Here is a 19,908-nt window from a genome sequence, read left to right as displayed (position 1 = left end):
TCATATACTCTCACTCGCCGCTACATCCCTTATCTTTCAGGCATGATGCCCGTCGGGTTGTGGCAGGAAAAGGAAATCGCTTTTATATGATCCCTCGCCTACTGCTGCTGTTTATCGCCCTCATCGGGTTTAGCGTCCAGGCGCAATCCATCAAAGAAAGCTATGCGTTTGCCGTACTGGGTGAACCGAAGTACGCGTTTAACTTTAACCACTTTGATTACGTCAACCCAGCCGCCCCCAAAGGCGGGCAAATCACCCTCTCCGCGATTGGTACGTTCGATAACTTCAACCGCTATGCGATGCGTGGCAATCCCGGCGCACGTACCGAAACGCTTTACGATACGCTATTTACCACCTCTGACGATGAACCTGGTAGCTATTACCCGCTCATTGCCGACAGCGCACGCTATGCTGACGACTATTCCTGGGTAGAAATTGCCATTAATCCACGCGCGCGTTTTCACGATGGCTCACCCATTACCGCCCGCGACGTCGCATTCACCTTCCACAAATTTATGACTGAAGGCGTGCCGCAGTTTCGTCTGGTCTACAAAGGAACAACGGTAAAAGCCATCGCGCCATTAACCGTACGCATTGAATTAGCCAAACCGGGTAAAGAGGACATGCTCAGCCTGTTTTCATTACCCGTGATGCCAGAGAAGTACTGGAAGGATCATAAGCTCAGCGATCCCTTATCATCGCCACCGCTCGCCAGCGGCCCTTATCGCATTACCAAATGGAAGATGGGCCAGTATATTGTCTATTCGCGCGTCAAAGATTATTGGGCCGCTAATCTGCCCGTCAATCGTGGACGCTGGAACTTTGATACCATCCGCTACGACTACTATCTGGATGATAACGTCGCCTTTGAAGCGTTTAAGGCCGGTGCGTTTGATCTGCGTCTTGAAAATGATGCTAAAAACTGGGCGACGCGTTATACCGGGAAAAATTTCGCGAATCATTACATCATCAAAGATGAGCAAAAAAACGAGTCCGCGCAGGATACCCGCTGGCTGGCATTTAATATTCAGCGTCCGGTATTCAGCGACCGACGGGTGCGGGAAGCCATCACGCTGGCCTTTGATTTTGAATGGATGAATAAAGCGCTGTTCTATAACGCCTGGAGCCGGACCAACAGCTATTTTCAGAATACCGAATATGCCGCGACAAAATACCCCGACGCGGATGAGTTGGTGATACTCGCGCCCTTGAAAAAGGATCTTCCCCCTGAGGTCTTTAGCCAAATCTATCAGCCGCCAAAATCAAAAGGCGATGGCTACGATCGCGACAATCTGTTGAAAGCCGATACCTTACTGGAACAGGCCGGGTGGATACTAAAGGGTCAGCAGCGCGTAAACAGCGCCAGCGGTAAACCTCTGAGCTTTGAACTGTTGCTCCCTGCGGGCAGCAACAGTCAGTGGGTGCTGCCGTTCCAGCACAACCTACAGCGCTTAGGCATTACCATGAATATCCGCCAGGTGGATAACTCACAAATCACGAACCGCCTGCGCAGTCGCGACTATGACATGATGCCGAGGTTGTATCGTGCGATGCCGTGGCCGAGTTCGGACCTGCAAATTCTGTGGGCCTCTCAATATATTGATTCCAGCTACAACGCCCCCGGCGTACAAAGCCCGGTGATTGATAAACTGATCGACCAAATCATCGCGGCGCAAGGCGATAAAGCCAAATTGATCCCACTGGGCCGGGTGCTGGACAGGGTATTAACCTGGAACTACTACATGTTGCCTATGTGGTTTATGGCAGAGGATCGCATTGCATGGTGGGATAAATTTTCACATCCTGCTATTCGCCCAATTTATACTATTGGCCTCGACAACTGGTGGTATGACGTCAACAAAGCGGCGAAGCTGCCCGCAGCCAGGCGGCAGGGAGAATAAATGGGCGCTTATCTGATTCGACGTCTGCTGCTGGTGATCCCAACGCTTTGGGCCATCATCACCATCAACTTTTTTATCGTGCAGATAGCCCCCGGCGGTCCAGTTGAACAGGCCGTCGCCGCCATTGAGTTCGGGCAAAGCGGAGCATTACCCGGCGCAGGTAGCGAAGGCGTTCGTGCCAGCCACGCGCAAACCGGCGTGGGTAACATCAGCGACAGTAATTATCGAGGCGGCCGGGGTCTGGACCCGGAAGTGATCGCCGAAATCACTCGCCGCTATGGGTTCGATAAGCCCATTCATGAGCGTTACTTCAAAATGCTCTGGGATTACATTCGTTTCGATTTCGGTGACAGCCTGTTTCGTAGCGCCTCGGTGCTGACGCTTATCAAAGACAGCCTGCCTGTTTCCGTCACGCTGGGGCTGTGGAGTACGCTCATCATCTACCTGGTGTCGATACCGCTTGGGATCCGCAAAGCGGTGCATAACGGCAGCCGGTTTGATGTCTGGAGCAGCGCATTTATTATTATCGGCTATGCCATACCGGCCTTTCTGTTTGCCATTTTGCTGATCGTCTTTTTTGCCGGGGGAAGCTACTACGACCTGTTCCCGCTTCGCGGGCTGGTATCCGCCAATTTTGACTCCCTGCCCTGGTATCAGAAAGTAACCGACTACCTTTGGCATATTACCCTGCCGGTGCTGGCGACGGTGGTTGGTGGGTTTGCCGCGCTGACTATGTTGACCAAGAACTCATTTCTGGATGAGGTGCGCAAACAATATGTCGTCACCGCACGCGCTAAAGGGGTCAGCGAGAAAAATATTCTGTGGAAACATGTGTTTCGCAATGCCATGTTGCTGGTGATCGCCGGCTTCCCGGCAACGTTTATCAGCATGTTTTTTACCGGCTCACTGCTGATTGAAGTGATGTTCTCACTTAACGGCCTGGGATTGCTGGGTTATGAATCTACCGTATCACGCGACTACCCGGTAATGTTTGGCACGCTTTATATCTTCACCCTGATCGGTCTGCTGCTGAATATCCTCAGCGACATCAGCTATACGCTGGTCGATCCTCGTATTGATTTTGAGGGACGCTAATGTCGCGATTAAGCCCCGTCAATCAGGCCCGCTGGGCGCGCTTTCGCCACAACCGTCGCGGCTACTGGTCGCTGTGGATTTTTCTGGTGCTGTTCGGCCTTAGCCTGTGTTCAGAACTGATTGCCAATGATAAGCCGCTACTGGTGCGCTACGACAATAGCTGGTATTTCCCCCTGTTCAAAAACTACAGTGAAAGCGACTTCGGCGGACCGCTGGCGACTCAGGCTGATTATCAGGACCCGTGGCTACAACAGCGCCTGGAAAACCAGGGCTGGATCCTGTGGGCACCAATACGCTTTGGGGCCACCAGCATTAACTTTGCCACCGATAAGCCCTTCCCTTCCCCGCCTTCCGCACAAAACTGGTTGGGAACAGACGCTAACGGCGGTGATGTACTGGCACGCATCCTCTACGGCACACGTATATCTGTCTTGTTTGGTCTAATGCTCACCCTCTGTTCGAGCGTGATGGGCATTATGGCTGGCGCAATTCAGGGCTATTATGGCGGCAAGGTGGATCTGTGGGGGCAACGATTCATTGAAGTTTGGTCAGGAATGCCAACGCTGTTTCTCATCATTCTGCTATCGAGCGTGGTCCAGCCTAACTTCTGGTGGCTGCTGGGCATTACCGTACTGTTTGGCTGGATGAGTCTGGTTGGCGTGGTGCGCGCGGAATTTTTACGTACCCGAAACTTTGATTACATTCGAGCCGCTCAGGCGCTCGGCGTAAGCGATCGCAGTATTATTCTGCGTCATATGCTGCCCAACGCGATGGTCGCGGCCCTGACTTTTTTACCGTTTATTTTATGCGCCTCGATAACTACTCTGACCTCACTGGATTTTCTTGGGTTCGGTTTACCGCTTGGCTCGCCATCACTGGGAGAACTCCTGTTGCAGGGTAAAAACAACCTGCAGGCACCGTGGCTTGGCATCACCGCGTTCATCTCCGTTGCCCTGCTACTATCGCTACTGATCTTTATTGGTGAAGCGGTACGCGATGCGTTTGATCCCAACAAGGCGATTTAAAATGACACAACCTCTGTTAGCCATTGAGAATTTATCGGTAGGTTTTCGTCAACAAGAGACCGTGCGCACCGTAGTCAATGCCCTCTCACTACGGGTTGATGCCGGACAAACGCTGGCGCTGGTGGGTGAATCTGGCTCGGGTAAAAGCGTGACCGCGCTTTCTATCCTACGGTTGTTACCGTCCCCTCCGGTAGTTTACCCTTCCGGGGACATCCGTTTTCATGGTGAATCATTACTTCACGCCAACGAGCAGACGCTTCGCGGCGTACGGGGGAATAAAATCGCCATGATTTTCCAGGAGCCGATGGTGTCACTGAACCCGCTCCACAATCTGGAAAAACAGCTTTATGAAGTGCTGTCGCTGCATAGGGGAATGCGTCGGGAGGCGGCGCGGGCAGAAATCCTGACCTGCCTGGATCGCGTTGGCATCCGTCAGGCAGCCAAACGTCTCGCAGACTACCCGCACCAGCTTTCCGGCGGTGAACGCCAGCGTGTGATGATCGCCATGGCGTTGCTGACACGACCAGAGCTGCTTATTGCTGATGAACCGACTACCGCGCTGGACGTTTCCGTACAGGCGCAGATCCTGCAGCTGTTGCGGGAGTTACAGCGTGAGCTGAACATGGGATTACTGTTCATCACCCACAACCTGAGCATTGTGAAAAAGCTAGCCGATACCGTGGCGGTCATGCAAAACGGTCAGTGTGTAGAGCAAAATAAAGCGGTACAACTGCTCGCTGCGCCAACGCATCCCTACACGCAGAAGTTGCTAAACAGTGAACCTTCCGGCGACCCGGTACCTTTGCCTGTCGGACAAGCCCCGCTGTTGGAAGTAGAAAAGCTTCGCGTCGCCTTTCCTATCCGCAAAGGTATCCTGAAACGCGTGGTGGACCACAACGTCGTCGTTAACGATGTCAGTTTTTCCCTTCGGCCCGGTGAAACGCTGGGGCTGGTTGGAGAGTCAGGCTCCGGAAAAAGCACCACCGGGCTGGCGTTACTGAGGTTAATCACCTCACAGGGAAGCATTGTGTTCGATGGTCTGGCGCTGCATACCTTAAATCGTCGCCAGCTGTTACCGGTCCGGCACCGCATTCAGGTAGTGTTTCAGGATCCCAACTCCTCGCTGAACCCACGCCTGAGCGTGCTACAGATTATCGAGGAGGGGTTGCGCGTTCATCAGCCTACCCTGTCAGCTGAACAGCGCGAGGCACAGGTGAAAGCGGTGATGGCGGAAGTGGGACTGGATAGCGAAACACGGCATCGTTATCCTGCGGAGTTTTCTGGCGGGCAACGCCAACGCATTGCTATTGCCAGGGCATTGATTCTTAAACCTTCCCTGATCATTCTGGATGAACCAACATCGTCGCTCGACAGGACCGTACAGGCGCAAATCCTGACGTTGTTAAAGTCCTTACAGGAAAAGCATCGGCTAGCTTATATTTTTATCAGCCATGATTTGCACGTAGTACGCGCGTTATGCCATCAGGTTATTGTGCTACGTCAGGGAGAGGTCGTGGAGCAAGGGCAATGCGAGCACGTATTTAACGCGCCACAGCAAGCCTATACGCGTCAGCTGCTCGCGCTAAGCTGACGCTCAAAAAGGATTGTTGTTTGAAAACGGTTCTGCGATAGCCACGCCGAAGTTTTTCAGTCTGCAGGTCGCGGCAAATTCGTCCTGGCGATTCACAAACAGGCACGGCTCCCCTTCACATTCCAGTACGGAACAAGGAACCTCGATATCACTGAGGGCCTGGCTGAGCTTATGCATGACTGACCACGCGCTGTCACCATCAGGGCTGAGCAATTTGAGTGCCACCAGGCTGTTCTCATTACTCTGACCGTTTTGCGGAATCGGTTCAACTTTCGAACCTGCGAAACCCACCGACCAACGATAGCTCTGCGGCAGACGATGAACGATTGAGAGTTGTAATGTCATCACTTTCTTTCCCTGGAAGCACAATCACTTCACAATTATTTTACATCAATATTAACACATCATTGACAATACGTCTTTAGACAGTTGGTAAACGTTTACATCCAGTACTTATGCTGCTTACAGAACCCAGTAATTAAATTTATTCAACGGTTCTGGCATATTTCCGGGCTATATGTACTCGTTTCTGCGATCTAACTCAACCTTTTTAACTACAATGATGTGACTTTTTACATAAATTGATTTTACATAAAATAAACATAAGCAGGGGAAATGATAGATTTGCGGTTGATGTACATCAACTCTGGAGACCTTATGGCCCCCAGGTTGTGTAATAGATCACCGTTTTTGAGCGCGACTGGCGTAAAGATAGAAGAGAATTGAGCAGGTAGCGCAAAATGCGATCGACCATATCATTGGCCAGGCCGAGTTAAAGGTCGCCAGAGACAACAGGGCCCCGACAATGGCGCCAATGCCGAAGCGGAATGTCCCAGCCAGCGATGACGCCGTTCCTGCCATATGCGGAAATTCATCCAGGATAACCGCCATGGCGTTTGATGACACCATCGATACACAGCCAACAAACGCCGCAACGCCAACGACCAGAGCCCAGAACCCCAGCCCAAACAGTGCACTAAAGACCATCCATCCCGCCATCACGAACTGGATCCACAGACCAGTACGGAACATATTCAATGCCCCAACCCGACGCACAAAGCGGCTGTTGATGATAGTCATCACGAACAGGAATACGATGTTAAGTGCGAAGTAATAACCGAAATGCTGCGGTGAAACGTGGTTAATCTCAATGTAAACAAAGGGTCCGGCGCTCAGAAACGAGAACATCCCGGCAAAGCTGAACCCGCTGGCCAGCATATAGCTCAGCACTCGTTTATGACGAAACAGCGAGGCAAAGTTGCCAATAGTGGTACGCAGGCGAAACGGCTGGCGACGCTCTACAGGCAGGGTCTCTTTGATTAGCGTAAAGATCATCACCGACGCCAGAACAGCCGCCATGGCGAGGATCCAAAAGATATAGTGCCAGCTCAGCCATACCAGCACCCAACCACCCACGATAGGTGCCAACAAAGGCGCAATTGTGGTCACCAGCATGACGAATGACATCATGCGCGAGAACTCTTCCTTCGGATAGATATCGCGCATCAGGGCGTTGATAACCACGCTCGCCGCCGCGGCAGCCAGACCGTGGAAGAAACGCATCACGATCAGTTGATCGATAGTTTGCGCCAGGGCGCAGGCCACTGCCGCCGCCGCAAACACCAGCGTTCCGCCCAGAATCACCGGCTTGCGCCCAATGCTGTCAGCCATTGGGCCATAGAGCAACTGCCCCACTGCAAACCCCAGAATATAGGTACTGAGGGTCATCTGCGCGCTACCCGCAGGCACACCAAACTGTTCTGAGATAACAGGTAGCGCCGGAAGATACATATCAATCGACAACGGCATCAGCATGGCTAACAAGCCAAGGATAAAGACTATGGCAATTGACGAGTTCTGCCGGGTGGTCACATTTAGCTCCTGAAATTAACGCGGGGTTAAGTTAACGCTGGCGATTTCTTCTTCGGTCAATGGACGGTATTCACCCGGCTCCAGATCGTCATCAAGCCTGATGTCACCAATTCGTTCACGGTGCAGTTCCACAACGTGGTTACCCACCGCGGCAAACATACGTTTTACCTGATGATAGCGCCCTTCGCTGATGGTCAATCGCACCTGAGTTGGCGTAATGACCTCCAGAACAGCCGGTTTGGTCAGGTCTTTTTCATTATGCAACTGTACGCCACGGGCAAACTGCTCGGCGGTATCGTCTGCCACTGGCGACTCCAGCGTCACCAGATAGGTTTTCTCACAATGGTGACGAGGAGAGGTGATACGATGCGACCACTGTCCGTCATCGGTCATCAGTACCAGTCCGGTGGTGTCGATATCCAGACGCCCTGCCGCATGCAGTTTGTAGGCAACCGGTTCATCAAGGAAATAGAGCACCGTCGGATGATCCGGGTCATCCGTTGAGCAAACATAACCCTGAGGCTTATTCAGCATAAAATAGCGCGGGCCATTTTGTTGAACCAGGGAATTACCGTCATATTCGACGTCGTGTTCTGGTAGCAGCTTAAAGGCACTGTTTTTAACGATTTCACCGTCGACGGTAACGCGGTTAGCACGGATCTCACGCCCGGCAATAGCGCGGCTGACGCCGAGTTGCTGAGCGATAAATTTATCAAGTCGCATGAGTGTGATTTTTGCCTGTAAAAAAACGAGAAGCGGGTTTACGCCCGAAAAGTGGGACTGTTATCCGCCCAGTATAGCGGTGTTACACCATCCCTCAAGGGAAATGATTCATGGCATACTATACATTGTTGCTGTTTACCTTAATGAGCTCATGATTTTTACTCTTCGCCCGTACCAAAAAGAAGCCGTGGACGCCACGCTCAACCATTTTCGCCACCACCGCACGCCAGCGGTTATCGTCCTGCCAACCGGCGCGGGCAAAAGTCTGGTGATTGCAGAACTGGCCCGCGTAGCACGTGGTCGCGTACTGGTACTGGCGCACGTCAAAGAACTGGTCGCACAAAACCATGCCAAATATTGTGCACTGGGGCTGGAAGCCGATATTTTTGCCGCAGGCCTGAAGCGTAAAGAGAGCCACGGGAAAGTAGTCTTTGGCAGCGTACAGTCGGTAGCGCGTAATCTGGACGCCTTTCAGGGTGAATTCTCCCTGCTGATCGTCGATGAATGTCATCGTATTGGCGATGATGAAGAGAGTCAGTATCAGCAAATCCTCACTCACCTGACTAAAGTAAATCCCCACTTACGTCTGCTCGGGCTTACCGCCACACCTTTTCGTTTGGGTAAGGGCTGGATATATCATTTTCATTATCATGGAATGGTGCGCGGCGATGAAAAAGCGCTGTTTCGCGACTGCATTTATGAATTACCGCTGCGCTACATGATTAAACACGGCTACCTGACGCCGCCAGAACGCCTCGACATGCCGGTCGTGCAGTATGACTTTAGCCGCCTGCAGGCACAGAGTAACGGCCTGTTTAGCGAAGCGGATCTGAATCAGGAGCTGAAAAAGCAGCAGCGAATAACGCCGCATATCATCAGCCAGATTATCGAGTTTGCCCAAACCCGCAAAGGGGTGATGATTTTCGCCGCCACCGTTGAGCACGCCAAAGAAATTCTGGGCCTGCTGCCCGCTGACGACGCCGCGCTAATCACTGGAGATACGCCAGGCGCTGAGCGAGACGTGCTGATTGAAGAGTTCAAAGCCCAGCGCTTTCGCTATCTGGTGAATGTGTCGGTCCTGACCACCGGCTTCGATGCCCCGCACGTCGACCTTATCGCTATTCTGCGCCCAACAGAGTCAGTTAGCCTTTACCAACAAATTGTCGGTCGTGGGTTGCGCCTTGCACCGGGTAAAACCGACTGTCTGATCCTCGATTATGCCGGCAACCCGCACGATTTGTACGCACCGGAAGTGGGTGCTCCGAAAGGAAACAGCGACAACGTTCCGGTACAGGTGTTCTGTCCTGCCTGCGGATTTGCAAACACCTTCTGGGGCAAAACCACGGCAGACGGCACGCTGATTGAACATTTTGGCCGCCGCTGCCAGGGATGGTTTGAAGATGATGACGGCCATCGCGAACAGTGCGATTTTCGTTTCCGTTTTAAAAACTGCCCACAGTGCAACGCGGAAAATGACATCGCCGCCCGCCGTTGTCGGGAGTGCGACGCGGTGCTGGTTGACCCGGATGACATGCTGAAAGCCGCGCTCAGGCTCAAAGATGCGCTGGTCCTGCGCTGTAGCGGTATGGTGTTACAAAACGGGCAGGATGATAAAGGCGAATGGCTGAAAATCACCTATTACGATGAAGATGGCGCTGACGTCAGCGAACGCTTTCGCCTGCACACTCCCGCGCAGCGTACGGCCTTCGAACAACTGTTTATTCGCCCGCACACCCGAACACCCGGTATACCCTTACGCTGGATAACCGCCGCCGATATCCTCAATCAGCAGGCGTTGTTACGGCATCCTGATTTCGTGGTGGCGCGTATGAAAGGTCAGTACTGGCAGGTCCGTGAAAAGGTCTTCGATTATGAAGGACGCTTTCGTCGGGCACATGAATTACGCGGTTAATCGTACTTTTGATTGATGTACCAGCCGTTTGAGTATAGAATCTCGCCCGCTTTTGCATACGCAAAGCAGATCACTTACCTGTTGCTGGGTCGCCTGTAGCAGGAATTATTAAAGAGAGATTTAAATGTTTACTATCAACGCTGAAGTACGTAAAGAGCAGGGTAAGGGTGCGAGCCGCCGCCTGCGTGCCGCTAACAAGTTCCCGGCAATCATCTACGGTGGCGCAGAAGCCCCGATTGCTATCGAACTGGATCACGATGCAGTTATGAACATGCAAGCTAAAGCTGAATTCTACAGCGAAGTTCTGACCATCGTTGTTGACGGTAAAGAAGTTAAAGTTAAAGCTCAGGCTGTACAGCGTCACCCGTTCAAGCCGAAGCTGTCTCACATCGACTTCGTTCGCGCGTAATCGCCAACAAGTTGAAGAAAAACCCCGCCTTGGCGGGGTTTTTTTATGGGATTTTTTTGGCGGTAAAGATGAAGCACGCTTGCCGGATAAGGCGTTTCCGCTCCATCCAGCAAACGGTTTTATTTCCCGCCCGACGTGCGGCGCTGCAGCTGGTCGCGCAGGTTCGGCGGCGTACCTTTGATGGTCAACGTATCTGTAGCCGGATCCCAGAAAATACGCTCACCCAATAACATAGCGTCGAAGTTAATGGTTAACCCACCGCCGCTGCCGGCAAATTTGGTTAACTGACGCAGCGTACTGCGATCCGCAGGGAAGCTCTCTTCCAGCTCGTAACCTTTATCAGCGGTAAATTCGCTGAAGCTAACTTCACTGACGCCGGAAAGCTCTTTAGACAGCGACTCCAGTTCGATCTCTTCACCAGCCTGCAGCTGCTCGTTACAGTAGCTATACACCTGCTGACGCACGTTCTGGCGTTCGGCTTTATCGAGTTGCGCCTCGGCAGTAAAGTCATCGACCGCCTGCAGCAGGCCACGGTTTTGCGCTTTGGCATTCAGACCTTCGCTGGCACCGAGGAAGTCCATAAAGAAATCGGCGACTTTGCGCCCTACCCGCCCTTTCAGGAACGTCAGATAGCGCGTGGACTCCGGGTTGGTTTCCCACTCGGTTAAATCAATGCGCGCCACGATGTCCGCATGATTGATATCCAGATAGTGCGTCGGATTGATATCCAGATTTTCATTGACGCGCATGCTGCTTAAATTGTTCAGCACGGCGACCAACAAATACTCTACCGCCAGATAGCGGTAATGACAGAACAGGACAATACCACCGTCGGCAAAAGGATATTTCGCCAGTTCGTCCCGCAAGCGTCCGGTCGCGGCACGACTAAATGCCAGAAAATCCTCTTCACCCTGACGCTGTAAACGCAGCGTTTGCGCCAGTTCACTCTCTTCGCTAAACAGGCCATAGGCTTTATTCTTGGCGCTATACACCCGATGCAACTCAGCCATCATATCGACAACCGTCGCTGTCGGTTCCAGTAATGAATCGCGCAAGACCAGCTCAAGGTTCTGCTCGTCACGTTTGATAAGCTGGTGCAGGGCAATCTGGTTGATATCCAGACTCATGATAAACTCTCCTTTTAGACCGGGCGGTATTCAACCACCTGCCGGGCAGTGACGCAATAGAAGATAAAAAAGCAGAAAAAAAACTGTCTGTACGGTAATATGTTGCCCTTTCATGAACAGACTGATTTCGATTTATGCCACAAATTTCCCGCTATAGTGACGAACACGTTGAACAACTGCTGAATGAGATGCTCAACGTACTGGAAAAACATAAGGCGCCGACCGACCTTTCCCTGATGGTACTGGGAAATATGGTGACTAACCTTATCAATACAAGCATCGCACCGGCCCAGCGCCAGGCGATTGCCAACTCTTTTGCCCGCGCATTGCAGTCTTCGGTAAACGACGACCAAGCGCATTAAGAGCCTGCTCCGGGGAAACGAACAACAGTTTATGGTAACTCATCGTCAGCGCTACCGTGAGAAAGTCTCCCAGATGGTTAGCTGGGGGCACTGGTTTGCCTTGTTCAACATTCTGTTGGCCATGGTTCTCGGTAGCCGTTACCTGTTTGTCGCCGACTGGCCGACAACCCTTGCAGGTCGTGTATATTCCTACCTGAGCGTTGTCGGGCATTTTAGCTTTCTGGTGTTTGCCACCTATCTGCTAATCCTGTTTCCCCTGACGTTTATCGTCATGTCCCAGAGGCTGATGCGATTCTTATCGGCTATTCTGGCGACGGCTGGCATGACGCTGTTGTTAATCGACAGCGAGGTTTTCACCCGCTTCCACCTGCACCTCAACCCGATCGTCTGGGAACTGGTCATTAACCCTGACCAGAACGAAGCGGCGCGTGACTGGCAACTGTTGTTTATCAGCGTGCCGGTTATCCTGTTAATAGAAATGTTGTTTGCGACCTGGAGCTGGCAAAAGCTGCGCAGCCTGACGCGTCGTCGCCATTTCGCCAAACCGTTAGCGGCATTCTTTTTCGTTTCTTTTATCGCCTCGCATGTGGTGTATATCTGGGCTGATGCCAATTTCTATCGCCCGATTACCATGCAGCGCGCAAACCTGCCACTCTCTTACCCGATGACGGCGCGTAAGTTTCTGGAAAAACATGGCCTGCTGGATGCGCAAGAGTATCAGCGTCGCCTGATCGAACAGGGCAATCCGGAAGCGGTTTCCGTGCAGTACCCGCTCAGCGAACTGCACTATCGCGATATGGGCACCGGCCAGAACGTTCTGCTGATCACCGTAGACGGCCTGAACTACTCACGCTTTGAAAAGCAGATGCCTGCGCTGGCTGAGTTCGCCGGGCAGAATATCTCCTTTACGCGTCACATGAGCTCAGGCAACACCACGGATAACGGAATCTTTGGCCTGTTCTACGGCGTTTCGCCAAGCTACATGGACGGCATTTTATCGACCCGAACGCCTGCGGCGCTGATCTCTGCACTGAACCAGCAGGGTTATCAGTTAGGGCTATTCTCCTCGGATGGCTTTACCAGCCCGCTTTATCGTCAGGCGCTGCTGTCAGATTTCTCCATGCCGAGCGTGCAAACGCAATCAGACGAACAAACCGCAAGCCAATGGATTAACTGGCTGGGACGCTACGCGCAGGAAGATAATCGCTGGTTCTCCTGGGTCTCCTTTAACGGGACAAACCTTGATGACAGTAACCAGAAGAACTTTGCCAAACGCTACGCCAGCGCCGCTCAGGATGTGGATGCCAATATTAACCGTGTTCTTAGCGCCCTGCGCGACTCGGGTAAACTGGACAACACGGTGGTGATTATTACCGCTGGTAGAGGCGTGCCGCTGACGCAGGAAGAGAACAACTTTGCCTGGTCGCGCGGTCATCTGCAGGTTCCTCTGGTTATTCACTGGCCGGGAACACCTGCCCAGCGCATCAATAGCCTGACCGATCATACAGACCTGATGACGACGCTGATGCAGCGCCTGCTGCATGTCAGCACGCCGGCTAACGAATACTCGCAGGGGCAGGATTTGTTCAATGCTACACGCCGCCATTACTGGGTGACCGCCGCTGACGGCAGCACGATGGCAGTGACCACACCAGAGATGACGCTGGTACTGAACAACAACGGTAATTACCAGACCTATGATTTACGTGGCGAGAAAATTAAAGATCAGAAACCGCAGCTCAGCCTGCTGCTACAGGTTCTGACGGATGAGAAACGATTTATTGCTAACTGATTAATTATAAATCAGTTAGTGAGGCATCCTCTTGCATTCGTAGCGGAAAGCAGTAGTATTAGCAGCGCGTCGGCACGTAGCGCAGCCTGGTAGCGCACCGTCATGGGGTGTCGGGGGTCGGAGGTTCAAATCCTCTCGTGCCGACCAAAAATCCCAAAAAAAACCAACCCTTGCGGTTGGTTTTTTTATGCCTGCGATTCTGTATTCCTGAGTATTACCACCACCTTCAGCACAGGTTTTACTACTTACCCATGCATAAATTGGGGTAAAATTTATCTTCTCATCAGCGCGATGAATCTGGACGATTGATGCGCTGAAAACAATAATGATACTAATAAAAGCTCAGGAGAATAGTATGCCTGAAGTAACGCCTTTTCGGGTGCTGATTGTCGACGACCACCCGCTCATGCGGCGGGGAATTAGTCAATTATTGCAACTGGATCCCGCATTTGACGTAGTCGCTGAAGCTGGCGACGGCGCAAGTGCTATCGATCTGGCAAACCGTCTGGACCTTGATGTGATCCTGCTGGATCTCAATATGAAAGGTATGAGCGGGCTGGACACCCTGAATGCGCTGCGTCGGGACGGCGTCACCGCGCAAATTATTATTCTTACCGTATCGGATGCCGCCAGCGATGTGTACGCCTTAATTGATGCCGGCGCGGATGGTTATTTACTGAAAGATAGCGATCCTGAAGTCTTGCTGGAAGCCATTCGTAACGGCGCCAAGGGGGGTAAAGCGTTTAGCGCTCGCGTTAGCGAATATCTGCGCGAACGTGACCTGTTTGGCGCACAAGAAGATCCGTTCAGCATTCTCACCGAACGCGAGCTGGATGTATTGCATGAACTTGCTCAGGGGCTGTCGAACAAACAGATTGCATCAGTGCTGAATATTTCTGAACAGACGGTGAAGGTGCATATTCGCAACCTGCTGCGCAAACTCAATGTGCGTTCTCGCGTTGCTGCCACCATCCTGTTTTTGCAAACGCGCGGCATGCAGTAATCAATGAGATGCCGGATGACGACGCAGCAGCGTCATATCCGGCCTACAAAGCTCGCACAGGCCCGAAAGCAGCACGCCTTCGGGTAATCTGGACTCTTACTTCTCCTGCGGCGTTAGCTGCTCCATCGCCTGCTTAATGCTGCGTTCTATCACCGCCCGACGGGTATCATTGGCCGGTAATAATTTCAGCATCATCTCCCACGCCGCAACCGCCTCACCAAAGCGCTGCTGTTCAAAAGCGTTAAATGCGTACATGCTGAGAACCCGCACGTTGGCATGCTCGCCGCGCACCAGCTGGCGTAACAGCTCCCCGCCCCTGCGATTATCGTCAGGATCGGATGAACGGGTCAGTGCTTCCGCATAACCCAGCGCCGCATCGCTGTTTTTAGGATCCAGTCGATATGCATTGGCATAGGCTTCAGTGGCCGTACTGGCATTACCGAGTACCATGCCAATACGGCCAAGCATGATCCAACCTTCAACGTTTGTAGGATCGGCTTGTAAACGCGTGCGCAGCCCCAGCGCCAGACGTGTCATATCCTCTTCATTGAGCGGGTCAGCTTTCGGATCCAATGCGCGTTCCAGCAGCGCCGGAGCCTGAGCAGTGGCCTGATGCCAGACCTGAACCTGCTTATAGCTGCCGGTTTCATAATAGCTCACCGCGCCAACGATCAGCGCCACCACTATGCCGGGCACAAACAACCCAAATCCACCGCGCTTGCCATCCGGGATAACGTCATCAGGAAACTCTTCCAGCTTCACCCGAACGCGTCGGCGAGTACGGGCAAAAATAATCCAGCCGCCCAAACCAATCGCTACTACCGGCATCACCCACAAAAGCACTGTAAGCGGCGTCAACGGCGGATCGTAGGTGACGAAGTTGCCGTAGCGCGCCACCATGTAGTCGACAATCTCTTTCTGACTTTTTCCTTCCTGCATCAGTTCGTACACTTTCTGGCGCAGGTCGGTGGCAATCATCGAGTTAGAATCGGCGATACTGTTGTTCTGACATTTAGGACAGCGCAGCTGTTCGGTAAGCTGACGGAATTGCTGCTCCTGCGCTTCATCCTTAAACTGCATCACATCGATGGTCGCCAGCGCAGATCCCGAGATAATCAGCATCAGCAGGCCCAGTAAAAATCTCATTGCGCAGCCTCCTTACTGTACTTATCCCACAACGGTTTGATCTCGCTCTCCCACACCCTGGCATTCAAATCACCGGCATGGCGATAGCGAATAATACCTTTACCGTCGATCAGGAACGTCTCCGGCGCGCCGTACACACCAAGATCCAGACCGAGCATACCGTCACCGTCAAACAGGCTTAATGAGTAAGGATTGCCCAGCTCTTTCAGCCAGACAATGGCTTTCTGACGATCGTCTTTATAGTTCAGACCCACCACCCGCACGCCTTGTGCAGACAGCTGGTTCAGATACTGATGTTCGGCGCGACAGGTCGGACACCAGGTCGCCCAGACGTTCAGCAATACCGGTTTGCCCTGGGTCAGCACATCGGCCTGATAATGCTGACCTGGATTCTCCAGCGACTCCAGGCGGAATGTCGGAACGGGCTTGCCGATCAACGCCGATTCCAGATTCGTGGGATCGTCCCCCTGAGCGTTACGCGCCAGCTGCCACAGCAGCGCCGCCGCAATGATCAGAAAAATAATAAACGGAATTAACAGTGCGTTGCGCTTCATACAGCCTCCGACGCATTTTTTTGCACCGCGGCGCGAGGACGCGCGCGCTGACGATAGCGTGGATCAAACAGGCAGAACAATCCGCCCAGCGCCATCAGCAATCCTCCGGCCCAAATCCAGCGAATAAACGGTTTGTAGTACAGACGCACAGCCCATGCGCCGTTATCCAGTTCTTCACCCAGCGCGGCGTACAGATCGCGCGTGAACCCGCCGTCAATTGCCGCTTCGGTCATCATCGAACTGGTGCTGTTATAGAAGCGTTTTTCCGCATGCAGCGTGGCTTCCGGTTTACCATCTCTGGTAACGCCAATAATGGCGACACCGCCCCGGTAGTTAGGTCCGGTAATATCTTTCACTTCGCGGAACGTGAACTGATAGTTATGGATACTGACGCTATCACCCGCTTTCATGCGGACATCGCGTTCAACGCTGTAGTTCTGGCTGAAGGCAATACCGACAATAGTAATCGCCAGCCCAACGTGGCCCGACACCATACCCCAATAGCTTGGTGTTAACTTCGTTCCGCGGGAAACACGCAGGAATGCTTCGGACATCGCCAGCACGAATATCCAGCATGCCATCGCCAGCCCTACCACCGTCATAGCGGCAATGCGATCCTCAAACAACCACGGCAGCAGCAGCGACAGAACAAGCGTGGTGACAAACGCGATAATCAGTAACGTTTTCAGTTTACGCGGTCGGTCACGGCCCCAGCGCACTAATGGCCCAATTCCCAGCAGCAATGCGAACGGCGCCATCAGCCAGGTAAACATGGTGTTGAAGAATGGTTCGCCAATCGAAATGCTGCCCAGCCCCAGCTGTTTGTGCACCAGCGGCAGCAGCGTGCCCAAGAGCACCACCAGCATGGCGGCAATCAGCAGGACGTTGTTGCCCAACAGCAGAGATTCACGCGACCACAGCGCGTTGTTTACCCGTGAGCGGACCTTGTGACCACGCACGGCAAACAGCAGCAGAGAGCCGCCAATCACCAATACCATAAAGGCCAGAATAAACATCCCGCGCGACGGATCGGAGGCGAAAGCATGCACCGATACCAGTACGCCGGAGCGCACCAGGAAAGTACCTAACAGGCAAAGCGAGAATGCGCAGATTGACAGCAGCAGCGTCCAGGCTTTAAAGCTGGCACGTTGTTCGGTTACTGACAGCGAGTGCATCAGCGCCGTTCCCACCAGCCATGGCATAAACGAGGCGTTCTCAACTGGATCCCAGAACCACCAGCCGCCCCAGCCCAGCTCGTAATAGGCCCAGGCCGAACCGAGCACAATGCCCAGCGTCAGGAACACCCACGCCGCCAGCGTCCACGGACGCGAAAAACGAGCGAAGGTACTGTCCAGTCGTCCACTCATCAGCGCGGCAATCGCAAACGCGAAGGCCACGGAGAAACCGACATACCCCATGTACAGCAACGGCGGATGGAAAATCAGCCCCGGATCCTGCAACAACGGGTTCAGATCGCGCCCTTCAATAGGGAAGTTGGGCAACGTACGGGCAAACGGGTTGGAGGTAAACAGAATAAACAGCAGGAAGCCAACGCTGACCATCCCCATCACTGCCAGCACGCGGGCAACGATATCCAGCGGCATACGCTGACTGAACGCCGCAACGGCGAACGTCCAGCCGCTCATCAGCAATACCCATAGAAGCAGAGAGCCTTCATGGGCCCCCCAGGTTGCTGCCACCCGATACCAGACCGGAAGCTGGGTATTGGAGTTGCTGGCAACGTAGGTGACGGTAAAGTCATTAACCACGAAGGCGTTAACCAGAATCAGGAACGCCCCCATCACGCAGATAAACAGAACCCAGGCAAAAGGCCGCGCGGAGGCCATCATTCGCACGTCGCCGCGCGCTACGCCCCACAGCGGATAGACCGACAGCAATAACGCGACGCCTAGCGCAAGGCACAACAGCGCATTGCCAATTTCAGGCATCATGACGTTTTATCCTTATAAACACTTTCCGGGCGACGATGGTTTTCCTGCATCGCTTTTTCGACTTCCGGCGGGGTGTAATTCTCATCATGTTTGGCAAGAACCTCTTTGGCCTGCACATGATTTCCCTCGTCCAGTTCGCCCTGAACAACAACACCCTGCCCTTCGCGGAACAGATCCGGCAGAATGCCTTCATAGGTGACATCCACCACACCTTCGGCGTCATAGATACTGAAATTCACCTTCAACGACTGCGGATCGCGCTTTACGCTACCGGGCATCACCATTCCGCCCACGCGCAGGCGCTGACCGACTTCGGGCATCTGCTGCGTTTCGCGCTTACCGTAGAGTATCTCTCCCGGCGTATAGAACAGGTCAATATTAGAACGCAGCGCATAAAGCACCAGCGTAATGGTCAAAGCCAGACCCGCCAGTACCGCACAGGCTATCCATAACCGATTTTTACGTCGAATATTCACGCCGCCTCCCGTTGCACTTGCGCCGCACGCATACGCGCTTCTCTCGCCCGCTGCTGCGCCACACCGCGTAAAATTGCGCGATGTTGTAACGTGGAATGCAGTACCAGCACCACCAGCGGGATTACGCTCATCGCTACAGCAAGCCAGACATACAAGGCGTAGCCGCCCATCGCGAAAAAATCACTCCATGATGCAAATGCAGGGGTCATTGGCGGCCTCTTTTTAAGATCAGTTCGCTCACCCACGGGCGGCGTTTTTCCATCATCAAAATCAGGTTACGCATGCGCATCAGCGCCAGCGTGACAAACAGTAACAGGTAGCCGACGATCGCCAGACGCAGCGGCGTACGCATCGCCGGATCGATGCTTTGCTGCATGCGGGTAGACCCCTGATGCAGCGTATTCCACCACTCAACCGAGTAGTGGATAATCGGTAAGTTGACTACGCCAATCAGCACCAGAATACCGGCGGCACGACCTGCCAGACGGCGGTCGTCAAAGGCATGCCACAGCGCAATGGCGCCAACGTAGAGAAACAGCAGCACCAGTTCAGAGGTGAGTCGGGCATCCCAGACCCACCAGGTTCCCCACATCGGTTTGCCCCATGCGGAGCCGGTCACCAGCGCAATAAAGGTAAACACTGCACCAATCGGCGCCATCGCAGCCAGCGCCAGATTGGCCATTTTCATCTGCCAGACCAGGCCGATAAACGCGGCAACAGCCATCGAGGCATAAATGCCCATCGACCAGATTGCCGCCGGAACGTGCAGATAAATAATGCGATAGCTTTGCCCCTGCTGGTAATCCGCAGGCGCGAAACCAAAGCCCCAGATCCATCCCGTTATCAGTACCACCGCACTGGCAATCGCCAGCCACGGGATAAACCAGCCACAGATCTGATAGAGCCGAGGGGGCATCGCCAATTGATGAAGTGTTTTCCACATAGTTCAGTCACCAGACTCCATAAAT

The 19,908-nt window shown here is 53.3% G+C and carries 19 protein-coding genes and 1 tRNA gene; 10 read left to right on the top strand and 10 right to left on the bottom strand.

The genetic code is table 11. The features are described 5' to 3' along the window. Positions 1–86 precede the first annotated feature (86 nt). The 4 genes from IB222_RS07770 to yejF are packed head-to-tail and all read left to right on the top strand — an operon-like array spanning position 87 to position 5,612. Positions 87–1,901, top strand: coding sequence for an extracellular solute-binding protein (locus tag IB222_RS07770; RefSeq protein ID WP_149384774.1), 1,815 nt, complete (start codon positions 87–89; stop codon positions 1,899–1,901). Continuing rightward, positions 1,902–2,996, top strand: a complete 1,095-nt coding sequence (locus IB222_RS07765; RefSeq protein ID WP_003834575.1) for a microcin C ABC transporter permease YejB — start codon at positions 1,902–1,904, stop codon at positions 2,994–2,996. After that, complete coding sequence (locus IB222_RS07760) at positions 2,996–4,021, top strand: ABC transporter permease (protein WP_003834577.1); 1,026 nt, start codon at positions 2,996–2,998, stop codon at positions 4,019–4,021. The genes IB222_RS07765 and IB222_RS07760 overlap by 1 nt, the downstream gene beginning before the upstream one ends. 1 nt (position 4,022) lies before the next feature. Further along, positions 4,023–5,612: a microcin C ABC transporter ATP-binding protein YejF gene (gene yejF, locus IB222_RS07755; protein ID WP_149384773.1), complete on the top strand. Its 1,590-nt coding sequence runs from the start codon at positions 4,023–4,025 to the stop codon at positions 5,610–5,612. A 3-nt stretch (positions 5,613–5,615) separates the two neighbouring features. Here the strand turns inward: yejF and IB222_RS07750 are convergent, their stop codons facing one another. The 3 genes from IB222_RS07750 to rsuA form a co-directional block, all read right to left on the bottom strand. Next, positions 5,616–5,960 (bottom strand): YejG family protein, encoded by a 345-nt coding sequence (locus IB222_RS07750; RefSeq protein WP_085951589.1) that lies wholly within the window; start codon positions 5,958–5,960, stop codon positions 5,616–5,618. Positions 5,961–6,293: 333 nt separating this feature from the next. Then, positions 6,294–7,484, bottom strand: coding sequence for a Bcr/CflA family multidrug efflux MFS transporter (locus IB222_RS07745; protein WP_003834584.1), 1,191 nt, complete (start codon positions 7,482–7,484; stop codon positions 6,294–6,296). Positions 7,485–7,499: 15 nt separating this feature from the next. After that, positions 7,500–8,207, bottom strand: coding sequence for a 16S rRNA pseudouridine(516) synthase RsuA (gene rsuA / locus IB222_RS07740; protein ID WP_003834586.1), 708 nt, complete (start codon positions 8,205–8,207; stop codon positions 7,500–7,502). Positions 8,208–8,358: 151 nt separating this feature from the next. Here rsuA and IB222_RS07735 point away from each other — a divergent pair, with 151 nt between their 5' ends. Both IB222_RS07735 and rplY read left to right on the top strand, forming a co-directional pair. After that, a complete protein-coding gene (locus tag IB222_RS07735) occupies positions 8,359–10,119 on the top strand; it encodes a DEAD/DEAH box helicase (protein ID WP_149384772.1) in 1,761 nt (586 codons plus the stop codon). A 124-nt stretch (positions 10,120–10,243) separates the two neighbouring features. Beyond that, complete coding sequence (rplY, locus tag IB222_RS07730) at positions 10,244–10,528, top strand: 50S ribosomal protein L25 (RefSeq protein ID WP_003027502.1); 285 nt, start codon at positions 10,244–10,246, stop codon at positions 10,526–10,528. 119 nt (positions 10,529–10,647) lie between these two features. Here the strand turns inward: rplY and yejK are convergent, their stop codons facing one another. Then, complete coding sequence (gene yejK / locus IB222_RS07725; protein ID WP_003027504.1) at positions 10,648–11,655, bottom strand: nucleoid-associated protein YejK; 1,008 nt, start codon at positions 11,653–11,655, stop codon at positions 10,648–10,650. A 134-nt stretch (positions 11,656–11,789) separates the two neighbouring features. Between yejK and IB222_RS07720 the strand changes: the two genes are divergently transcribed. The 4 genes from IB222_RS07720 (at position 11,790) to narP (ending at position 14,812) form a co-directional block, all read left to right on the top strand. Then, the gene (locus IB222_RS07720; protein WP_003027506.1) at positions 11,790–12,017 is read left to right on the top strand and encodes a YejL family protein; all 228 of its coding nucleotides are present in this window, start codon (positions 11,790–11,792) and stop codon (positions 12,015–12,017) included. 31 nt (positions 12,018–12,048) lie between these two features. After that, positions 12,049–13,809 carry an LPS biosynthesis-modulating metalloenzyme YejM gene (yejM, locus tag IB222_RS07715; RefSeq protein WP_003834595.1) on the top strand — a complete coding sequence of 587 codons (1,761 nt, stop codon included), beginning with the start codon at positions 12,049–12,051 and terminating at the stop codon, positions 13,807–13,809. Positions 13,810–13,879: 70 nt separating this feature from the next. After that, positions 13,880–13,956: transfer RNA gene (locus IB222_RS07710), tRNA-Pro, on the top strand. Between the two features lie 208 nt (positions 13,957–14,164). Continuing rightward, positions 14,165–14,812: a nitrate/nitrite response regulator protein NarP gene (gene narP, locus IB222_RS07705; protein ID WP_003834605.1), complete on the top strand. Its 648-nt coding sequence runs from the start codon at positions 14,165–14,167 to the stop codon at positions 14,810–14,812. 96 nt (positions 14,813–14,908) lie between these two features. On the opposite strand, the gene IB222_RS07700 is transcribed toward narP, so the two are convergent. Genes IB222_RS07700 through IB222_RS07675 form a run of 6 tightly spaced genes read right to left on the bottom strand, consistent with a single transcriptional unit; the run spans position 14,909 to position 19,883 of the window. Beyond that, positions 14,909–15,958 carry a cytochrome c-type biogenesis protein CcmH gene (locus IB222_RS07700; RefSeq protein ID WP_149384771.1) on the bottom strand — a complete coding sequence of 350 codons (1,050 nt, stop codon included), beginning with the start codon at positions 15,956–15,958 and terminating at the stop codon, positions 14,909–14,911. Continuing rightward, on the bottom strand, positions 15,955–16,512 hold the full coding sequence (dsbE, locus tag IB222_RS07695) for a thiol:disulfide interchange protein DsbE (RefSeq protein ID WP_003834613.1): 558 nt from the start codon (positions 16,510–16,512) through the stop codon (positions 15,955–15,957). The genes IB222_RS07700 and dsbE overlap by 4 nt, the downstream gene beginning before the upstream one ends. Continuing rightward, complete coding sequence (locus tag IB222_RS07690; RefSeq protein ID WP_008785295.1) at positions 16,509–18,464, bottom strand: heme lyase CcmF/NrfE family subunit; 1,956 nt, start codon at positions 18,462–18,464, stop codon at positions 16,509–16,511. Before IB222_RS07690 ends, dsbE begins: the two co-directional genes overlap by 4 nt. Then, positions 18,461–18,940, bottom strand: coding sequence for a cytochrome c maturation protein CcmE (ccmE, locus tag IB222_RS07685; protein ID WP_003834619.1), 480 nt, complete (start codon positions 18,938–18,940; stop codon positions 18,461–18,463). Before ccmE ends, IB222_RS07690 begins: the two co-directional genes overlap by 4 nt. Next, positions 18,937–19,149: a heme exporter protein CcmD gene (gene ccmD, locus IB222_RS07680; protein WP_048215892.1), complete on the bottom strand. Its 213-nt coding sequence runs from the start codon at positions 19,147–19,149 to the stop codon at positions 18,937–18,939. Before ccmD ends, ccmE begins: the two co-directional genes overlap by 4 nt. Then, positions 19,146–19,883 (bottom strand): heme ABC transporter permease, encoded by a 738-nt coding sequence (locus IB222_RS07675; protein WP_032949675.1) that lies wholly within the window; start codon positions 19,881–19,883, stop codon positions 19,146–19,148. Before IB222_RS07675 ends, ccmD begins: the two co-directional genes overlap by 4 nt. Positions 19,884–19,908 lie beyond the last annotated feature (25 nt).

Source organism: Citrobacter sp. C13 (genome assembly GCF_014596815.2).
Taxonomy (GTDB): domain Bacteria; phylum Pseudomonadota; class Gammaproteobacteria; order Enterobacterales; family Enterobacteriaceae; genus Citrobacter; species Citrobacter portucalensis.
Note: the sequence above shows the minus strand (reverse complement) of the source record. Positions and strands in the feature narration are given on the sequence as shown.